We start from the raw sequence: 17,727 nt of genomic DNA, 5'->3' as shown, positions 1-17,727 counted from the left end.
TGTGACGTTCACACGGAGCCGAGCGTGGCGGACACGGTCCGCTGCAGCGCCTCTCGACTCCGTCCCCGACGTTAGCCACGCCTTTCCGCCCCTGTCAACGCAAACCCCCGCGAGTCACGCTCTGCGGCACACCGAAATGTAGGAACTGGGCAGAACTGAGCCTCGGGACTCAGTTCTGCCGGAAACCCGCATTCGGTGGTTCCCAGAGCGTGACTCGCCGGGGCTCACACGTGCTCCATCACCAGGACCGCCACGGTGCCGGGGTCGAGGGCCTGGTAGATGTGCGGGACGTCGCCGGGGTACGAGAGGTAGTCGCCGGGGCCGAGTTCCCTGGGGTCGTCGGCGGGGCCGGCGAGCACGCGGCCGGTGGAGACGATGAGGTGCTCGACGGAGCCCGGGATGTGCGGCACGGACTGGCGGCCGGAGTCGGTGCTCATGGTGATCAGGTAGATGTCCCGCCGCGCGCCCGGGGGACAGGCGGAGAGCAGGGTGGCGGAGTAGTTGGACTGCTCGGAGCGAACGTAGGGCCCCTCGCCGAAGCGGACGACGAGGACGGCGGGCTTGGGGGGATCGACGAGGCGGGAAAAGGGGACGCCGAGCGCCACGCCCAGGGCCCACAGGGTCTCGACGCTCGGGTTGCCCGCGCCGGACTCGAGCTGGGACAGCGTCGACTTGGCGATGCCGGCGCGCTTGGCCAGCTCGGAGAGGGACAGGCCGACGCGGTCGCGTTCCCGGCGCAGCGCGGCGGCGATCACGTCCAGCGGGGCGGAACTGCGGTCCTGATCCACGTGTTCGTTCCATCGGTCGGGACGTTCGGCTTGACGAACGCCGGGGCGTCTGTTCAGTATGGGCTATGGTTCGTTCGATCTGGCGAACATTAGACCGGAGACAACTAGATCTGGCGTTGATCCGCAATGTCTCGCCCATAGCCCTGACCGCGTTCGTCACGGGAGCGTCCTTCGGCGCGATCGCGGTGGCCGCGCACATCCCGATCTGGCTCGTCTGCGCGATGTCGCTGCTGGTCTTCGCGGGCGGCTCGCAGTTCATGGTGGTGGGCATCGTCGCCGCGGGCGGCAGCCCGATCGCGGCGGTGTTCGCGGGCCTGCTGCTCAACGCCCGGCACCTGCCGTTCGGCCTGGCCATCGGCGACGTGCTCGGCGAGCGGCTGGCGACCCGCGTCATCGGCAGCCACATCCTCGTCGACGAGTCGGTGGCGTTCGCGATGGCCCAGGGCGACCGCAAGCGGGCCAAGGCGGCGTTCTGGACCTGCGGCCTGGCCCTCCTTCTCACGTGGAACAGCGGCACGCTGGTGGGAGCCCTGATCGGGCAGGTCATCGGCGACCCGAACCGCTTCGGCATGGACGCCGCGTTCCCCGCCGCGATGTTCGCGCTCGTCCTCCCGGCGCTGAAGGACCGCGTCACGCTGCGGGTGGCGCTGCTGGGGGCGGCGATCGCCGTCGCGACGACGCCGTTCCTGCCGCCGGGAATTCCGGTGGTGCTGGCGGCTTTGGGTGTGATCGCGGCGCTGCCCACCCGGAAGAAGGCGGTGACGGCATGACGCTGGCAGTCGTCCTCGCACTTGCCGCCGGCACCTATGGGATTCGCTTCGCCGGCCCCCAACTGCGCAATCGCATCACCGTGCCGGCCCGCGTGCAAATGCTGCTGTCAATGGCCGCGACGGCACTGCTCCTTGCCCTCGTGGCGGTCAACGCGTTCGTGCCCGGCGGCAAATTCGGCGGCTGGGCGCTGGCCGCCGGTGTATTTGTCGGCGGCGTGGCGGCCTGGCGCAAGGTGCCGTTCGTGCTGGTGGTCGTGTTGGCGGCGGCCACGACGGCGGCACTGCGACTGGTCGGCGTCGCTTAAACGGTGGCATTCGTCACATCAAGGCTTGCTCAAACGGAATAGAGCGCTGCTCCGTTCGCTCAGTAGAGTCCCGACCTCATCGGGTGTGGTCCGCCTCACCCGGGGTCGAGTTCTCCAGCGCCGGAGCCGGGGCGGTTCCGCGCGCCTTTCGCAGTACCGAAGGGACCGTTTCCGTGGATTTTTCCCGTGACGGCGAGGGCTATGCGAAGTCCCTCGGCAACCGCCAGGTGCAGATGATCGCGATGGGCGGCGCCATCGGCGTCGGCCTGTTCCTCGGCGCCGGCGGCCGCCTGCACGCCGCCGGCCCCGGCCTGATCCTGTCCTACGCGCTGTGCGGCCTGGCCGCCTTCTTCGTCATGCGGGCACTGGGCGAGCTGGTGCTCTACCGGCCGACGTCCGGCAGCTTCGTCACCTACGCCCGCGAGTTCATCGGCCCCTGGGCCGGCTTCACCTCGGGCTGGATGTACTGGCTGAACTGGGCGATGACCGGCGTCGCCGAGATCACCGCGGTCGGCATCTACGTGCAGCGCTGGCTGCCGAACCTGCCGACCTGGATCACCGCGCTGATCGCGCTGGTGGCGCTGCTGGTGATCAACCTGGTGTCGGTGAAGCTGTTCGGCGAGCTGGAGTTCTGGTTCTCCGTCATCAAGGTCACCGCGATCGTGGTGTTCCTGCTGGTCGGCATCGGCCTGGTGGTCACGTCCACGAACATCGCCGGCCACCCGGCCGGCCCGGCCAACCTGGTCGCCGACGGCGGCTTCTTCCCGCACGGCATCGGCGTCGCGCTGATCGCGCTGCAGGCGGTCATCTTCGCGTACTCGGCGATCGAGCTGGTCGGCATCGCCGCCGGCGAGACCAAGGACCCGCACAAGGTCATGCCGAAGGCCATCAACGGCGTCGTCTGGCGGATCGCGATCTTCTACGTCGGCTCGGTCACCCTGCTGGCGATGCTGCTGCCCTCGATCATGTACAGCAGCTCCACCAGCCCGTTCGTCACCGTGTTCAGCGCGCTGGGCCTGCCCTGGGTCGGCGACGTGATGAACGCGATCGTGCTCACGGCGGCCCTGTCCTCCTGCAACTCCGGCCTGTACTCCACCGGCCGCGTGCTGCGCTCGCTGGCCGACAAGAAGGAGGCCCCCGCCTTCGCCGGCAGGATGAGCAGCCGGCACGTCCCGTACGGCGGCATCCTGTTCACCTCCGTCGTCTACGTCGCCGGTGTCGCGCTCAACCAGTTCAAGGGCGCGACCGCCGCGTTCGACATCGCCACCGCGATCGCCTCGCTCGGCGTCGTCGCCACCTGGGCCACGCTGGTGTTCTGCCAGATGCGGCTGCGCCAGGCGGCGCTGCGCGGCGAGCTGGAGCGGCCGAGCTACCGGATGCCGGGCGCGCCCTGGACCGGCTGGCTGACGCTGGCGTTCCTGGCGCTGATCGTGGTGATGATGGGCTTCGCCGGCGGCGCCGAGCAGGTCGCCTTCTTCTCCATCCCGGGCATCGCGGCGGTCATCGCGATCGGCTGGTGGGCGGTCAGCCGCCGGCGCCGGGCGGCCGAGTCCGACCCCTCCAGCGCGGTCCCCGTCGCCGGTCAATAAGCTGGAGGTTCAGGTACTGCCCGTCCAGGAGGTCGCTCACCCGTGCCCGCCCAGCCCGTCATCGGCGTGCTCGCCTTGCAGGGCGACGTGCGCGAGCACCTCGTGTCGCTGGCCGAGTGCGACGTGATCGCCCGGCCGGTGCGCAGGCCGGAGGAGCTCGCCGAGGTCGACGGCATCGTGCTGCCCGGCGGCGAGTCGACCACGATGAGCCGGCTGCTGGAGACCTTCGAGCTGCTCGAACCGCTGCGCAAGCGGCTGGCCGACGGCCTGCCCGCGTACGGCTCGTGCGCCGGCATGATCCTGCTGGCCGGGACGGTCGTCGACGGCCGCCCCGACCAGCAGCAGCTGGCCGCCGTGAACATGGTGGTCCGGCGCAACGCCTTCGGCCGGCAGGTCGACTCGTTCGAGTGCGAGCTGCCGGTCACCGGGGTCGACGGCGGCCCGGTGCACGCGGTGTTCATCCGCGCCCCCTGGGTGGAGTCGGTCGGCGAGGGCGTCGAGGTCCTCGCCCGGGTGCCCGACATACCGGCCAGCGGCGCCGCCGCCGGTAGGATCGTCGCAGTTCGGCAGGGGTCCGTGCTCGCGACCGCGTTCCATCCCGAGCTCACCGGCGACGAGCGCGTGCACCGCCTGTTCGTGGAGACTGTCCGCGCGGCCTAACGGCGTGGGAACGGTCGTCGAGTCGTCGAGTCTGACGGAGGAAGTTTCATGAGCGGCCACTCCAAGTGGGCGACTACCAAGCACAAGAAGGCCGCGATCGACGCCAAGCGCGGCAAGCTGTTCGCGCGGCTGATCAAGAACATCGAGGTCGCGGCCCGCACCGGGGGCAGCGACCCGGACGGCAACCCCACGCTGTTCGACGCCATCCAGAAGGCGCGCAAGAACTCGGTCCCGCTGGACAACATCGAGCGCGCCCGCAAGCGCGGCGGCGGCGAGGAGGCCGGCGGCGCCGACTGGCAGACGATCATGTACGAGGGCTACGGCCCGAACGGCGTGGCCATCCTGATCGAGTGCCTCACCGACAACCGCAACCGCGCGGCGTCCGAGGTGCGCACGGCGATGACCCGCAACGGCGGCAGCATGGCCGACCCGGGCTCGGTGGCGTACCTGTTCACCCGCAAGGGCGTGGTGACGCTGCCGAAGAACGACCTGTCCGAGGACGACGTCCTGATGGCCGTGCTGGACGCGGGCGCCGAGGAGGTCAACGACCTCGGTGACAGCTTTGAGGTGGTGTCCGAGGCCGGCGATCTCATCCCGGTGCGCAAGGCGCTGCAGGACGCCGGCTACGACTACGAGTCGGCCGAGGCGAACTTCGTGCCGTCGATGACGGTCCAGCTGGAGGCCGACGGCGCGCGCAAGATGTTCAAGCTGATCGACGCGCTGGAGGACTGCGACGACGTGCAGAACGTCTACGCCAACTTCGACGTGTCCGACGAGGTCATGGCCGAGGTCGACGCCTGAGGTTCACAGCTTTCCGTTGCCCGGTAACGAAAGTTGCCGGGCAACACTTTTAGTTAACGCCCTTTCTGGGCAGAATGACGCCCGTGCCCCCTCACTCCGCGATGAACAAGCTCTCCGAGTCCGACCGTGACCTGCGCCAGTGGTTGCTCAAGCAGGCGGAGGACCACGGCAACGCGGTGGTCGAGGTGGCCGGCGACGAGCACGGCGCGCCGTACTGCTTCACCGTCGGCGCGTGGCGGCGCTTCGGCGTCGCCGAGGCCGTGGTCATCGGGCTGCCGCTGGAACTGGGGCGGGTGCTCGTCACCGCGTACGTGAACGAGGCGCGGCAGGGCGTGCGGTTCCAGCCGGGGCAGCTGTACCGGCAGTTCTTCAACGGCGTGCCGATCACCGTGGAGCGGGTGGCGCGCGGCTTCTACCCGGAGTACTTCGGCAGCGCCTTCCTGTTGCACCCCACCGGTGATTTCCCCGCGGTGCAGCTGATCGTGCCGTCCGAGGGCGGGTACTGGCCGTGGCATCCCCAGGCGCCGCAGGGCTTCGCGCAGTGGCAGCCGGTGCTGACCATGAGCGGCCGCCCGGAGTCGTGGCGGCCGGGCGTCGACGGCGCGTAATTGGCTGGCGGCGGTCGAGATACTGGCGCGGTGGATGCCGACATTCGGAGCAAGGTCGAGACCAATCGCCGCAACTGGGAAGCTCGGACCCCGGTGCACCTGGCGAGCCGGTTCTACGACGTGCACAACGACACCGACCGGCTGGCCCCGTTCGAGTGGGCGGAGCTGGGGGACGTCGCCGGGCTGAGGATCGCGCACCTGCAGTGCCATCTCGGCACGGACACCCGCTGCCTGGCCCGGGCCGGGGCGAAGATGACCGGCCTGGACTTCAGCGAGTCCTCGGTCGCGGCGGCCCGGGAGCTGGCTGGCGACCTCGACATCACCTACGTGCAGTCCGACGTGCACGACGCCGTCGAGGCGCTGGGCGGCGGCTTCGACCTGGTCTACACCGGCAAGGGTTCGCTGATGTGGCTGCCGGACCTGTACCGCTGGGCCGAGATCGTGCGGGACCTGCTCGCCCCGGGCGGACGGCTGTACCTGGTGGAGTTCCATCCCCTGGCCTGGATGCTCAACCAGGACTTCGAGATCGTGGGCAACTACCTGCCCGAGGCCACCAGCTACGACTCGTCGCGCACCTACACCGACGGTCCCGAGCTGGCCGCCGACACCGTGAACTATCAGTGGAACCATTCGCTCGGCGAGCTCGTGACGACGCTCAACCGGGCCGGCCTCCGCGTCACCGAGCTGCACGAACACCCGGTGCTGGCCTGGGACCAGTGGCCGGGCATGGAGCGGGATCCGGTCACCGGCTGGTGGCGGCTGCCGGCGCACCGGCCCAAGATCCCGCTGACCTACTCCCTGACGGCGGTCCGCTAGACGTTCGGAACGGACCATTCCTCAACTCGGGGTTTAGGAAGGTCGCTTTCACAGCGCTCCGGCGGCGTAGCGGCGTGTTGGTGCGAAGCCTGATCACGCCGCCCGGTAATGTCGCCGCTCGAACGGGTGTTCGGCGATATTCCGGAGGCGGGACGAAGTGCGGGTGCTGGGTGTCGACCCTGGGCTGACTCGGTGCGGTCTGGGCGTGGTCGACGGCGGGCCGGGACGCACGGTGCGCTGCGTGGACGTGGGCGTGGCCCGGACCCCGGCGGACGAGGACCTCGCCCATCGGCTGCTGGCGCTGTCCGAGGTCGTGGAGGACTGGCTGGATCGCCACCGCCCCGAGGTGGTGGCGATCGAGCGGGTGTTCAGCCAGCACAATGTCCGCACGGCGATGGGCACCGCCCAGGCCGGCGGCGTGGTGGCGTTGCTGGCGGCCAAGCGCGGCCTGCCGGTCGCCTTCCACACGCCGAGCGAGGTGAAGGCGGCGGTCACCGGCTCCGGCACGGCGGACAAGGCGCAGGTCACGACCATGGTGACGCGCCTGCTGGGCCTGGCGGTGGCGCCGAAGCCGGCGGACGCCGCCGACGCGCTGGCGCTCGGCATCTGCCACCTGTGGCGGGCGCCGCTGGCGGCCCGGCTGGCGCAGGCGGAGGCCCGTGCCGCGGAACTGCAACGTCGACACAAGGCCCGGCTGGCCGAGGCCGCGAACAGGGGAGTCGCCCGGTGATCTCGTCGGTACGTGGGCCGGTGCTGTCCATCGGCCTGGACCATGCCGTCATCGAGGTCGGCGGCGTCGGCTTCGCGGTGCTGGCGACCCCGACGACCCTGGCGAGCCTGCGGCGCGGCGACGAGGCGCAGCTGTTCACGGCGCTGATCGTGCGTGAGGACTCGCTGACCCTGTACGGCTTCACCGACCCGGACGCGCGGCAGCTGTTCGGCCTGCTGCTGACGGTGTCCGGCATCGGCCCGAAGATCGCGCTGGCGACGCTGGCGGTGTTGGAGCCGGACAAGCTGCGGGCGGCGCTGGCGGAGGGCAACACCTCGATGCTCACGCAGGTGCCGGGCATCGGCCGCAAGGGCGCGGAGCGGCTGATCATCGAGCTGCGGGACAAGGTCGGCGCGCTGACCAGCGGCACGCCCGGCCCCGAGGTCGGCGCGGACGCCGAGCTGGTGCGCGCGCAGGTCACGGAGGCGTTGCTGGGCCTGGGCTTCGCGGCGAAGGCGGCGGAGCAGGCGGTGGACGCGGTGCTGGCCAAGGACGGCGCCCAGAACACGGCGGCCGTGCTGCGGCAGGCGCTGACGTCGTTGGGACGTAAGCGATGAGCGACTTCGAGGAGCACGGGCCGCTGTCCGCGCTCGCCGAACCGGCCGAGCGCGACGTCGAGTCGACGCTGCGGCCGCGCCGGATGTCGGAGTTCGTCGGCCAGCCCCGCGTGCGCGAGCAGCTGGAACTGGTGTTGCGCGGCGCGCAGATGCGCGGCCAGCCGCCGGACCACGTGCTGCTGTCCGGGCCGCCCGGCCTGGGCAAGACCAGCCTCTCCATGATCATCGCCGCCGAGCTGGGCAGCGCCATCCGGATCACCTCGGGCCCGGCGCTGGAGCGGGCCGGCGATCTCGCCGCGATGCTGTCCAACCTGGTCGAGGGCGACGTCCTGTTCATCGACGAGATCCACCGCATCGCCCGCCCGGCCGAGGAGATGCTGTACCTGGCGATGGAGGACTTCCGGGTCGACGTCGTCGTCGGCAAGGGCCCCGGCGCGACCAGCATCCCGCTGGAGATCGCCCCGTTCACGCTGGTCGGCGCGACCACCCGGTCCGGGTCGCTGACCGGCCCGCTGCGCGACCGCTTCGGCTTCACCGGCCACATGGAGTTCTACTCGCCGGAGGAACTGGAGCAGGTGCTCAACCGTTCGGCCGCGATCCTCGGCATCGACCTGCCGGGCGACGGCGCCGCCGAGATCGCGAGGAGGTCCCGGGGCACACCCCGGATCGCCAACCGGCTGCTGCGCCGGGTCCGCGACTACGCCGAGGTGCGCGCGAACGGCTCGATCAGCACCGACGTCGCCCGCGCCGCGCTCGCCGTCTACGACGTGGACGAGCTGGGCCTGGACCGACTGGACCGGGCGGTGCTGAACGCGCTGGTCAGGAGCTTCAACGGGGGACCGGTCGGGGTGGCGACGCTGGCCGTCGCGGTGGGGGAGGAGCCGACCACCGTCGAGGAGGTCTGCGAGCCGTTCCTGGTCCGCGCCGGCATGCTCGCCCGCACTCCGCGGGGACGGGTCGCGACCGCCGCGGCCTGGCACCACATGGGTCTGACGCCGCCGGAGCACGCGCCGGGCGAGCCCCCTGCCACGGCGTATGGGCGATAAGCCGTGTGGCAGACTCAGTGGGCATACCCCAGCATGTGACGCCCTGTGAAGGTATGGGCCGTCACACCGAACGGAGAATGATGGACCCCCAGACTTTGCTGCTCCCCCTGCTCATCGTGCTGGTGGGCGGCATGCTCTTCTTCGGCAGCCGCCGGCAGCGCAAGGCGGTCGCCGAGCAGCAGAAGCTGCAGACCTCGCTCCAGGTCGGCGACCGGGTGATGACCACCTCCGGCCTGTTCGGCACGGTGGCGGGCGTCGACTCGGACACCGACATCGACATCGAGATCGCGCCGGGCGTGGTCACCACGTGGCTGCGGGCCGCGGTCCGCGAGAAGGTGAACCCGACGACCGAGTCGGACGTCGTGGAGTCCGAGGACGAGGAGCTGGTCGCGGGCGAGCCGGCGAGCACCGCCGAGGTGGCCCCGCCGCTGGAGAGCAAGAGCAAGGGCTGAGCCGTCCGGCCGATGCGAGGTCGCCCGAGCAGGGGCGACCTCGCACAGTGACGCGCGCCTCACACGGCGGGGAGTACGCTGCACCCTCGCCCGCACTCTGACCGCCACGTGAGGGCTCCCCGGGTCGCCCGGGGCACACCGACAACGACTATCAGCACGAGGAGACCGACCGACCGTGGCACCTCCGGCCGGGCAGATCCGCCCAGTGCGTTACCTGGGTGTCTTCGCCCTCATCGTGGTCGTGCTCTATGCCTTGGTGTTCTTCACCGGGAATGGACAGCCGACGCCCAAACTCGGTATCGACCTGCAGGGGGGCACCAGGGTCACGCTGACCGCGATCTCCCCGGACGGCAAGCCACCGGCACAGGACTCCCTCACCCTGGCCAAGCAGATCCTGTCCGACCGCGTCAACGGCAACGGCGTCACCGGCGCCGAGATCGTCCAGGACGGCAGCAACCTGGTGATCACCGCGCCGGGCAACGACGGCGACCAGCTCAAGGCCCTGGGCAAGGCCGCCGTGCTGCGGTTCCGGCCCGTGCTGACGGACCCGTCCTCGAACCAGCCGATGATCCTGCCGGCCACGCCGCCGAGCACCTCGGGCAAGCCGTCGACGAGCAACACGGCCAAGCCGAGCGGCACGACCACGCCGAGCGGCACCAGCACCTCCGCGCCGGCGACGACCACCTCGCCGAAGCCGCAGGGCGCGCCGGTGCCGATGAAGCAGGCCGCGCCGACGACGACCACCAACCCGCCGTCGTCCACCGCCGCCTCGTCGACGAGCGCGAGCACCCCGCCGCCGAGCATCAGCGGCGTCGCGGACCCGAACCAGGCCAAGGCGATCCAGACCGCGAAGGCGCTGCGCCAGAACCCGGCCGTGGCCACCGACCAGAACGCCCAGGCGGCCGCGTTCGCCGCGCTGGACTGCTCCAAGCCCGACCCGCTGGCCGGCTACGACGACCCCGACAAGCCGCTGGTCACCTGCGACACCGACCACCAGAACAAGTACATCCTGGGCGCGTCGTTCCTGGACGGCCGGCAGATCGCGACCGCGCAGTCCGGCTTCGACCAGCAGCAGGCCAAGTGGATCGTGACGCTGACCTTCAAGCCGGACGGCGCCAAGACCTGGGCCGACTACACCGGCAAGAACGTCGGCCAGCAGGCCGCCTTCACGCTGGACGGCCAGGTGCAGTCCGCGCCGAAGATCAACCAGCAGATCATCGGCAACACCGAGATCAGCGGCTCGTTCACCCAGCAGTCGGCCAAGGAACTGGCCAACGTGCTCAGCTACGGCTCGCTGCCGCTGTCGTTCACCATGTCCGAGAACCAGACGGTGTCCGCGACGCTGGGCCTGTCCTCGATGCAGGCGGGCCTGCTCGCCGGCGGCATCGGCCTGCTCCTGGTGATCGTCTACTGCCTCTTCTACTACCGGGCGCTGGGCGTGCTGACCCTGCTGTCGCTGGTCTGCTCCGGCCTGACCGTGTACGCGGTGCTGGTGCTGTTCGGCCGGTGGATCAACTACAGCCTGGACCTGCCGGGCATCGCCGGTTTCATCATCGCCATCGGTATCACGGCGGACTCCTTCGTGGTGTTCTTCGAACGCATGAAGGACGAAGTGCGCGAGGGCCGCTCGTTCCGCTCCGCGGTGCCGAGGGCCTGGGTCCGGGCGCGGCGCACGATCCTGTCCGCCGACGCGGTCAGCTTCCTCGCCGCCGCCGTGCTGTACACGCTGGCCGTCGGCGACGTGCGCGGCTTCGCGTTCACCACCGGCATGTCCACCGTGATCGACCTGTTCGTGGTCTTCCTGGTCACGCACCCGCTGGTGGCCCTGGCCTCCCGCTCCAAGACCCTGTCCAAGCCGTCCTTCTCCGGCCTCGGTGCCGTGCAGCAGGCCGGCGTGGAGCTGCGTGCCGCCGAGCGCGCGGCCAACCCCGCCGTGAAGGAGGCGTGACGTGTCGACTCCGACTCCCGTGACCCCGCAGCCGCGGCACGGCCTGCTGCACAACCTTTACGTCGGCACCGGCGCGTTCGACATCATCGGCAAGCGCAAGCGCTGGTACATCGCGTTCGCCGTGGTCATCGCCATCTGCCTCGGCTCGATGGCCATCCGCGGCTTCAACTACGGCATCGAGTTCACCGGCGGCACGCAGATCCAGATGCCGGTGAAGGGCCAGAGCGGCAACGCCACCGTGGACGGCGTGCTGCAGGTCTACAAGCAGACGCTGGGCCGCGACGCCGAGCAGGCGCAGACGGTCGGCTCGGGCAACTCCGAGACCGTCCAACTGCGCTCGGTCCCGCTGGACGGCACTCAGGTCGTCAAGCTCAAGGAAGCGCTGTTCGCCAAGTTCAAGCCGCTGGCCACGAACGGCCAGCCCAGCCAGCAGGCCATCAGCGACAGCGCGGTCAGCTCGTCCTGGGGCGGCGAGATCTCCCGGCAGGCGCTCATCGCGCTCGCCGTGTTCCTGGTGCTGGTGACCATCTTCCTGGCGTTCTACTTCGAACGCGCGATGGCGGCCGCCGCGCTGGCCTCGCTGGCCAACGACCTGATCGTCACCGCCGGCGTGTACTCGATCATCGGCTTCGAGGTCACGCCCGCGACGGTGATCGGCTTCCTGACCATCCTGGGCTTCTCGCTGTACGACACGGTGGTCGTGTTCGACAAGGTCCGGGAGAACACCCGCGGCCTGCTCAAGCTGACCCGGCGCACCTACGGCGAGGCCGCCAACCTGGCGGTCAACCAGACCCTGATGCGTTCCATCAACACCTCGCTGATCGCGCTGCTGCCGGTCCTCGGCCTGCTCGTCGTCGGCGTCGTGCTGCTGGGCGTGGGGACGCTGCAGGACCTGGCCCTGATCCAGCTCACCGGTATGTTGGTCGGCGCCGTGTCGTCGATCTTCCTGGCCACCCCGCTGGTGGTGGACCTGAAGATGCGCGACCCGAAGTACAAGCTGCAGGCCGAGCGGGTCGCGGCCCGCCGGGCCAACCTGGCCCGCAAGGCCCAGCTGGCGGCGCAGGGCGTCGAGGCGGGCGAGGACTTCGACCCGGCCGACGACGAGGCGCTGGCCGCCGAAATCCGCAAGGAGAAGGCCATGGCCGCGGCGGCGAGCACGCCGTCGCGCACGCCCAAGGCCCGGCCGTCCGGCAAGAGCGGCCGGCCCAGCGGGAAGAGGCGGCACTGACCAGCACACTCGACGGCGCGCTCGGGCTCATCCGGGAGGTCCCCGACTTCCCCGAGCCCGGCGTGCTGTTCCGGGACATCAGCCCGGTGCTCGCCGACCCGGCGGCCTTCCGCGTCCTGTCGGACGCCATGGCCGCCGGGCTCCCGGCCGGCACCGACGCCGTCGTGGCCATCGAGGCCCGCGGCTTCATCCTGGGCGCCGCCATCGCGTACGCCGCCGGCCTAGGTCTGGTGTGCGTGCGCAAGCCGGGCAAGCTGCCGGCGGTGCGGCACCGGGTCAGCTACGCCCTGGAGTACGGCACCGCCACCCTGGAGCTGCCCGAGGACACCATCCGGGGCGGCCAGCGCGTGGTGATCGTGGACGACGTGCTCGCCACCGGCGGCACCGTCGCCGCGACCCGCGAGCTGGTCGAGCACGCCGGGGGAGTGGTCGCCGGCGTGTCGGTGATCCTGGAACTGGCCGGCCTCAAGGGCCGCGCCCGCGTCCCCGGCGTCGACGTCACCGCCCTGCTCACCCACTGATCCCGCCGGGGTGGGCGGTGCGGTCTGCTGAACGGGGCTGACTAGCTGGGCCGATATTCGGGCCGCGTTCGTCGTGTCGAGCGGCACGCTTGTCGCGACCTGGGAACGTCCGGTTCGATCCAGAGTTATCCTCGGTGCAGGAACGTTTCAGCTCCAGTCGCACCGGGAGAGTGGTTGAGCCAAGACGTCGAACCCGCGGCATCGCCACAGCCGGTGGCCGCTCGGCCACCCTCGGCGACGCGTCGGGTACGCGCGCGCCTGGCCCGCCGGATCACCGCGCAGCGCGCCGCACCGGTCAAGCAGGTGTTGGAGCCGCTGGCCGCGGTGCACCGCGAGCTGCACCCCAAGGCCGACCTGGGCCTGCTGCAGTTCGCCTACGACGTCGCCGAGGAGAAGCACCGCAACCAGCGGCGCAAGTCCGGCGACCCGTACATCACGCACCCGCTGGCCGTCGCCACCATCCTGGCCGAGCTGGGCATGGACACCACCACGCTGGTCGCCGCCCTGCTGCACGACACCGTCGAGGACACCGACTACTCGCTGGAGCTGCTCAGCGAGGACTTCGGCGACGAGGTGGCGCACCTGGTCGACGGCGTCACCAAACTGGACAAGGTCAAGCTGGGCGCGGCCGCCGAGGCCGAGACCATCCGCAAGATGGTCATCGCCATGGCCCGCGACCCCCGCGTCCTGGTGATCAAGCTGGCCGACCGGCTGCACAACATGCGCACGATGCGCTTCCTGCCGCCGGAGAAGCAGGCCCGCAAGGCCCGCGAGACGCTGGAGGTGCTGGCCCCGCTGGCGCACCGGCTGGGCATGGCCACCGTCAAGTGGGAGCTGGAGGACCTGGCCTTCGCCATCCTGCAGCCCAAGAAGTACGACGAGATCGTGCGGCTGGTGGCCAACCGCGCCCCGTCCCGGGACACCTACCTGCGCAAGGTGGTCGACGAGCTGAACAGCCAGCTGGAGTCCTCGCGGCTGCAGGCCAAGGTCGAGGGCCGGCCCAAGCACTACTACTCGATCAACCAGAAGATGATCGTCCGGGGCCGCGACTTCGACGACATCCACGACCTGGTCGGCGTCCGCATCATGGTGGACGACGTGCGCGACTGCTACGCCGCGATGGGCGTGGTGCACGCGCTGTGGCAGCCGATGCCCGGCCGGTTCAAGGACTACATCGCCCAGCCCCGGTTCGGCGTCTACCAGTCGCTGCACACCACCGTGATCGGGCCGGACGGCAAGCCGCTCGAGGTGCAGATCCGCACCCACGACATGCACCGCACCGCCGAGTACGGCATCGCCGCGCACTGGCGGTACAAGGAGACCAAGGGCACCCACTCCGGCCGTGGCGTCGAGGTCGACGAGATGGCCTGGATGCGGCAGCTGCTGGACTGGCAGCGGGAGGCCGCCGACCCCGGCGAGTTCCTCGAGGCGCTGCGCTACGACCTGGCCGCCCGCGAGATCTTCGTCTTCACGCCCAAGGGCGACGTGCAGACGCTGCCGGCCGGCTCCACCCCGGTCGACTTCGCCTACGCCGTGCACACCGAGGTCGGCAACCGGTGCATCGGCGCCCGGGTCAACGGCCGGCTAGTGGCGCTGGAGCGCAAGCTGGAGAACGGCGAGGTCGTCGAGATCTTCACCTCGAAGGCCGAGGGCGCCGGTCCCAGCCGGGACTGGCTGGCCTTCGCCGCCTCGCCGCGGGCCCGCGCCAAGATCAAGCAGTGGTTCGCCAAGGAGCGCCGCGAGGAGGCGATCGAGGCCGGCAAGGAGTCGATCGCCAAGGAGGTGCGCCGGGTCGGGCTGCCGATCCAGCGGCTGGTCACCGCCGACTCGATGGGCGCGCTGGCCCGCGAGCTGCGGCTGGCCGACGTCAGCGCGCTGTACCGGGCCGTCGGCGAGGGGCAGGTCTCCGGCCGGCACCTCGTGCAGCGGCTGGTGGCGCTGCTCGGCGGCGTCGACCACGCCGAGGAGGAGCTGGCCGAGCGGTCCACGCCGTCGACGGCCGTCCGGCGGCGCGCGCCCGGCGACCCGGGCGTGGTCGTCAAGGACGCCAGCGACGTGTGGGTGAAGCTGGCCCGCTGCTGCACCCCGGTGCCCGGCGACGACATCCTCGGCTTCGTCACCCGGGGCGGCGGCGTCAGCGTGCACCGCACCGACTGCACCAACGCCAGCGAGCTGCTCGCCTCGCCGGAGCGGCTGGTGGACGTGGAGTGGGCGCCGAACTCGTCCTCGCTGTTCCTGGTGGCCATCCAGGTGGAGGCGCTGGACCGGCACCGGCTGCTGTCCGACATCACCAAGGTGCTGGCCGACGAGAAGGTCAACATCCTGTCGGCGTCGGTGACCACGTCCAAGGACCGGGTGGCGGTCAGCCGCTTCTCGTTCGAGATGGGCGACCCCAAGCACCTCGGCCACGTGCTCAAGGTGGTCCGCAGCGTCGAGGGCGTCTACGACGTGTACCGCGTGACCTCGGCTTCCTGACGCAGACACGAAAAGGGGCCCCGCCGTTCGGCGGGGCCCCTTCGTCGTCTCGGGTCAGGCCGCGACCTGGGACTTGGTGATGGTCACCTTCTTGTTGGGGTGGCCGCCGCCGGCGCTGCTGTCGAAGGCGCCGTCGTCGCCGGCCTTGGCGATGTCGTCGATCACCTTCAGGCCGGCCTCGGAGATGGTGCCGAAGACGGTGTAGTTCGGCTGCAGCTGCGCGTCACCGTAGACCAGGAAGAACTGGCTGCCGTTGGTGTTCGGGCCGGAGTTGGCCATCGCCAGGTAGCCGCGGCCGTAGGTCAGCGACGGCCACACCTCGTCGTCGAACTTGTAGCCGGGGCCGCCGGTGCCGTCGCCCTTGGGGTCGCCGCACTGCAGCATCTGCAGGCCCTGGGTGCTCAGCCGGTGGCAGCTGGTGTTGTCGTAGTAGCCCTGGCTGGACAGGCTGACGAAGTTGTTCACCGCGCACGGCGCCAGCGAGCGGTCCAGCGTCAGCGGGATGTCGCCGTCGTTGGTCTTCAGCGTCACCGACACGGTGCCCTGGCTGGAGATGTTGGCGCCGTTGGGCAGGTTGTTCGGCTTGGCCGCGTCGCCGTCCTTGGTGTACGTGCAGTTCACCGTCGCCGCCAGCGGCGTGGGCCGCTTCGGCGCGGGAGCCAGCGCGGTCGGGATGGTGATCGGCGGCTTCGACGTCGTCGTGGGCGCGTTGGAGGACGACGCCGCGTCGGAGGAGCTGGTGCCGCTCGCGGCCACGGCCCACCAGATGCCGCCCGCGGCCACCAGCACCACCACCGCGGTCACGGAGATGCTGGTGATACGGCGACGGCGGGCCCGCTGAGCTCGACGAACGAGCTGCCGCTCCAACTTCCGCTTCGCGGCCTCGCGGCGCTGTTCGTTGCTCGGCACCTGCGCTCTCCCCTGGTAGTGACGACAAGACTGCCGCGAGTGTAGGACGACGGGGTGTGACCGCTGTGTGGTGGTCCCCGCCCGGTAGGCTTGGCGGGTTCGATCCGCCCTCGGATGGAGGTTCCGCCCGTGCTCGTCGTCGGGTTCCCGACCGGCGCCCTCCAGGCCAACTGCTACCTGCTCGCGGCCGGTGAGGGCGCGGCTTGTGTCATCGTCGACCCCGGCCAGGACGCCGTGGAGCCGGTCACCGAGGCGCTGCGCAAGCACCGGCTGTCGCCGGTCGCGGTGCTGCTCACGCACGGTCATTTCGATCACGCCTTCTCGGTCACGCCGGTGTGCGACGGCAACGACGTGCCGGCCTGGATCCACCCGGACGACCGCGCCATGCTGTCCGACCCGCTCAAGGGCGTGAGCCGGGAGACGGCCGCCTTCTTCGGCGGCCGGCTGGAGATGCGCGAGCCGTCCGACGTCCGTGAGCTGACCGACGGCGTGACCCTGGACCTGGCCGGGCTGCGGCTGCTGGTCGACCACACCCCGGGCCACACCGGCGGATCGGTGATGTTCCGCGCCGGCACCGAGGAGGGCGGCCGGCTGGTGCTGTCCGGCGACACCCTGTTCGCCGGCTCGATCGGCCGCACCGACCTGCCCGGCGGCGACCACTCCGCGATGCTGGAGTCGTTGCGGGACAAGGTGTTGACCCTGCCCGACGACACCGTCGTGCTGCCCGGCCACGGCGGCACCACCACCATCGGCCGGGAGCGCGCCGGCAATCCGTTCCTGCTCGGCCTGGACGATCGGCCGGCCGCGCCGCGACAGGGGATGTGAGGCGTGCCCGAGCGCATCCCGCTTGACCTGCTGGACGTGGCGGTGGTGCGCAAGCGCGCCCGCTTCGTGGTGGTCGCCGCCCTGGTGCTGGGCCTGGTGATCGGCGAGCTGGTGGCGTTGCTCGGCGGCTTTCTCGCCGGCGGGATCGCGGCCGTGGTGGTCGCGGCGCCGCTGATCGTGCTCGCCGTCGTGGAGGCCCGCCGTCGGGTGTGGCTGGACGGCTCCCGGGTGTCGGTGCGGGCGCTCGGCACTCGCACCGTGGACCTGCACGGCCTGACCGCCCTGGACCTGATGGTCACCGACGTGCGCGGCAACCGCACGATCGGGTTGTTGATCACCGGCGCGCCGAAGGGCCGCACCATCAACGTCGCCCTGGCCATGTACAACGCGATCGGCGGCCGCGAGCAGGGCGTGCTGGCGCTGCGCAAGCTCGCCGACGGCCTGTCCGGCGCCGGCGACCCCGCCCCGCTGGTGTTCGCCGAGCTGCTGGTGGCCCAGCTGCGCGCCGAGGCCCGCGGCGAGGACGCCGCCGGGCGACCGCTATATCAGTTGGCCACCACTGTGCCGGCCGGCAAGCTGGCACAACGCATCCAGACCGACGCCGTGACCCGTTTCGTGGCCACGCTCGACTCGTAACCACTCGCTAAGGACCGCAAGGTG

General features: G+C 70.8%; 19 protein-coding genes. 17 read left to right on the top strand and 2 right to left on the bottom strand.

The annotated features are described in order from the left end of the window. Positions 1–224: 224 nt before the first annotated feature. The gene (locus BJ998_RS04485; protein WP_184858727.1) at positions 225–788 is read right to left on the bottom strand and encodes a helix-turn-helix domain-containing protein; all 564 of its coding nucleotides are present in this window, start codon (positions 786–788) and stop codon (positions 225–227) included. A gap of 116 nt (positions 789–904) precedes the next feature. Here BJ998_RS04485 and BJ998_RS04480 point away from each other — a divergent pair, with 116 nt between their 5' ends. From BJ998_RS04480 to BJ998_RS04410, 15 genes are all read left to right on the top strand, one after another. Then, positions 905–1,558, top strand: coding sequence for an AzlC family ABC transporter permease (locus BJ998_RS04480; RefSeq protein ID WP_312889924.1), 654 nt, complete (start codon positions 905–907; stop codon positions 1,556–1,558). Beyond that, on the top strand, positions 1,555–1,863 hold the full coding sequence (locus BJ998_RS04475; protein ID WP_184858723.1) for an AzlD domain-containing protein: 309 nt from the start codon (positions 1,555–1,557) through the stop codon (positions 1,861–1,863). Before BJ998_RS04480 ends, BJ998_RS04475 begins: the two co-directional genes overlap by 4 nt. A gap of 233 nt (positions 1,864–2,096) precedes the next feature. Further along, entirely contained in the window at positions 2,097–3,452 is a 1,356-nt protein-coding gene (locus tag BJ998_RS04470) for an amino acid permease (protein ID WP_184868423.1), read from the top strand. 42 nt (positions 3,453–3,494) lie between these two features. Further along, on the top strand, positions 3,495–4,112 hold the full coding sequence (gene pdxT, locus BJ998_RS04465; protein ID WP_184858721.1) for a pyridoxal 5'-phosphate synthase glutaminase subunit PdxT: 618 nt from the start codon (positions 3,495–3,497) through the stop codon (positions 4,110–4,112). A gap of 48 nt (positions 4,113–4,160) precedes the next feature. After that, entirely contained in the window at positions 4,161–4,913 is a 753-nt protein-coding gene (locus tag BJ998_RS04460) for a YebC/PmpR family DNA-binding transcriptional regulator (protein WP_184858719.1), read from the top strand. A 74-nt stretch (positions 4,914–4,987) separates the two neighbouring features. After that, the gene (locus BJ998_RS04455; RefSeq protein WP_184858717.1) at positions 4,988–5,521 is read left to right on the top strand and encodes a DUF4262 domain-containing protein; all 534 of its coding nucleotides are present in this window, start codon (positions 4,988–4,990) and stop codon (positions 5,519–5,521) included. A 30-nt stretch (positions 5,522–5,551) separates the two neighbouring features. Beyond that, the gene (locus BJ998_RS04450; RefSeq protein WP_184858715.1) at positions 5,552–6,337 is read left to right on the top strand and encodes a class I SAM-dependent methyltransferase; all 786 of its coding nucleotides are present in this window, start codon (positions 5,552–5,554) and stop codon (positions 6,335–6,337) included. A gap of 157 nt (positions 6,338–6,494) precedes the next feature. Continuing rightward, on the top strand, positions 6,495–7,067 hold the full coding sequence (gene ruvC / locus BJ998_RS04445; protein WP_184858713.1) for a crossover junction endodeoxyribonuclease RuvC: 573 nt from the start codon (positions 6,495–6,497) through the stop codon (positions 7,065–7,067). After that, a complete protein-coding gene (gene ruvA / locus BJ998_RS04440; RefSeq protein WP_184858711.1) occupies positions 7,064–7,663 on the top strand; it encodes a Holliday junction branch migration protein RuvA in 600 nt (199 codons plus the stop codon). The genes ruvC and ruvA overlap by 4 nt, the downstream gene beginning before the upstream one ends. Next, positions 7,660–8,709, top strand: a complete 1,050-nt coding sequence (gene ruvB, locus BJ998_RS04435) for a Holliday junction branch migration DNA helicase RuvB (RefSeq protein ID WP_184858709.1) — start codon at positions 7,660–7,662, stop codon at positions 8,707–8,709. The genes ruvA and ruvB overlap by 4 nt, the downstream gene beginning before the upstream one ends. Before the next feature lie 80 nt (positions 8,710–8,789). Beyond that, the gene (gene yajC / locus BJ998_RS04430) at positions 8,790–9,161 is read left to right on the top strand and encodes a preprotein translocase subunit YajC (RefSeq protein WP_184868422.1); all 372 of its coding nucleotides are present in this window, start codon (positions 8,790–8,792) and stop codon (positions 9,159–9,161) included. Positions 9,162–9,336: 175 nt separating this feature from the next. Then, entirely contained in the window at positions 9,337–11,109 is a 1,773-nt protein-coding gene (gene secD, locus BJ998_RS04425; RefSeq protein WP_184858707.1) for a protein translocase subunit SecD, read from the top strand. A gap of 1 nt (position 11,110) precedes the next feature. After that, positions 11,111–12,337, top strand: coding sequence for a protein translocase subunit SecF (secF, locus tag BJ998_RS04420; RefSeq protein ID WP_184858706.1), 1,227 nt, complete (start codon positions 11,111–11,113; stop codon positions 12,335–12,337). Continuing rightward, entirely contained in the window at positions 12,334–12,858 is a 525-nt protein-coding gene (locus BJ998_RS04415) for an adenine phosphoribosyltransferase (protein WP_221338440.1), read from the top strand. Before secF ends, BJ998_RS04415 begins: the two co-directional genes overlap by 4 nt. Positions 12,859–13,032: 174 nt before the next feature. After that, positions 13,033–15,333 (top strand): RelA/SpoT family protein, encoded by a 2,301-nt coding sequence (locus BJ998_RS04410; RefSeq protein WP_184858704.1) that lies wholly within the window; start codon positions 13,033–13,035, stop codon positions 15,331–15,333. A gap of 54 nt (positions 15,334–15,387) precedes the next feature. Here the strand turns inward: BJ998_RS04410 and BJ998_RS04405 are convergent, their stop codons facing one another. Continuing rightward, positions 15,388–16,242 carry a peptidylprolyl isomerase gene (locus BJ998_RS04405; RefSeq protein WP_184858702.1) on the bottom strand — a complete coding sequence of 285 codons (855 nt, stop codon included), beginning with the start codon at positions 16,240–16,242 and terminating at the stop codon, positions 15,388–15,390. 129 nt (positions 16,243–16,371) lie between these two features. Between BJ998_RS04405 and BJ998_RS04400 the strand changes: the two genes are divergently transcribed. Both BJ998_RS04400 and BJ998_RS04395 read left to right on the top strand, forming a co-directional pair. Beyond that, the gene (locus tag BJ998_RS04400; protein ID WP_184858700.1) at positions 16,372–17,067 is read left to right on the top strand and encodes an MBL fold metallo-hydrolase; all 696 of its coding nucleotides are present in this window, start codon (positions 16,372–16,374) and stop codon (positions 17,065–17,067) included. Between the two features lie 3 nt (positions 17,068–17,070). After that, positions 17,071–17,703, top strand: a complete 633-nt coding sequence (locus BJ998_RS04395) for a hypothetical protein (RefSeq protein WP_184858698.1) — start codon at positions 17,071–17,073, stop codon at positions 17,701–17,703. The last annotated feature ends 24 nt before the right edge of the window (positions 17,704–17,727 follow it).

This window comes from Kutzneria kofuensis (assembly GCF_014203355.1).
In the GTDB taxonomy this organism is placed as follows: domain Bacteria; phylum Actinomycetota; class Actinomycetes; order Mycobacteriales; family Pseudonocardiaceae; genus Kutzneria; species Kutzneria kofuensis.
The sequence above is the reverse complement of the archived record's forward strand: the minus strand, read 5'-3'. Positions and strand labels throughout refer to the sequence as shown.

Excerpts from the sequence above, each read along its gene's own strand:
- BJ998_RS04475 (WP_184858723.1), top strand. The coding sequence starts at position 1,555 with ATGACGCTGGCAGTCGTCCTCGCACTTGCCGCCGGCACCTATGGGATT.
- BJ998_RS04470 (WP_184868423.1), top strand. The coding sequence starts at position 2,097 with ATGATCGCGATGGGCGGCGCCATCGGCGTCGGCCTGTTCCTCGGCGCC.
- BJ998_RS04460 (WP_184858719.1), top strand. The coding sequence starts at position 4,161 with ATGAGCGGCCACTCCAAGTGGGCGACTACCAAGCACAAGAAGGCCGCG.
- BJ998_RS04455 (WP_184858717.1), top strand. The coding sequence starts at position 4,988 with ATGACGCCCGTGCCCCCTCACTCCGCGATGAACAAGCTCTCCGAGTCC.
- ruvB (WP_184858709.1), top strand. The coding sequence starts at position 7,660 with ATGAGCGACTTCGAGGAGCACGGGCCGCTGTCCGCGCTCGCCGAACCG.
- yajC (WP_184868422.1), top strand. The coding sequence starts at position 8,790 with ATGGACCCCCAGACTTTGCTGCTCCCCCTGCTCATCGTGCTGGTGGGC.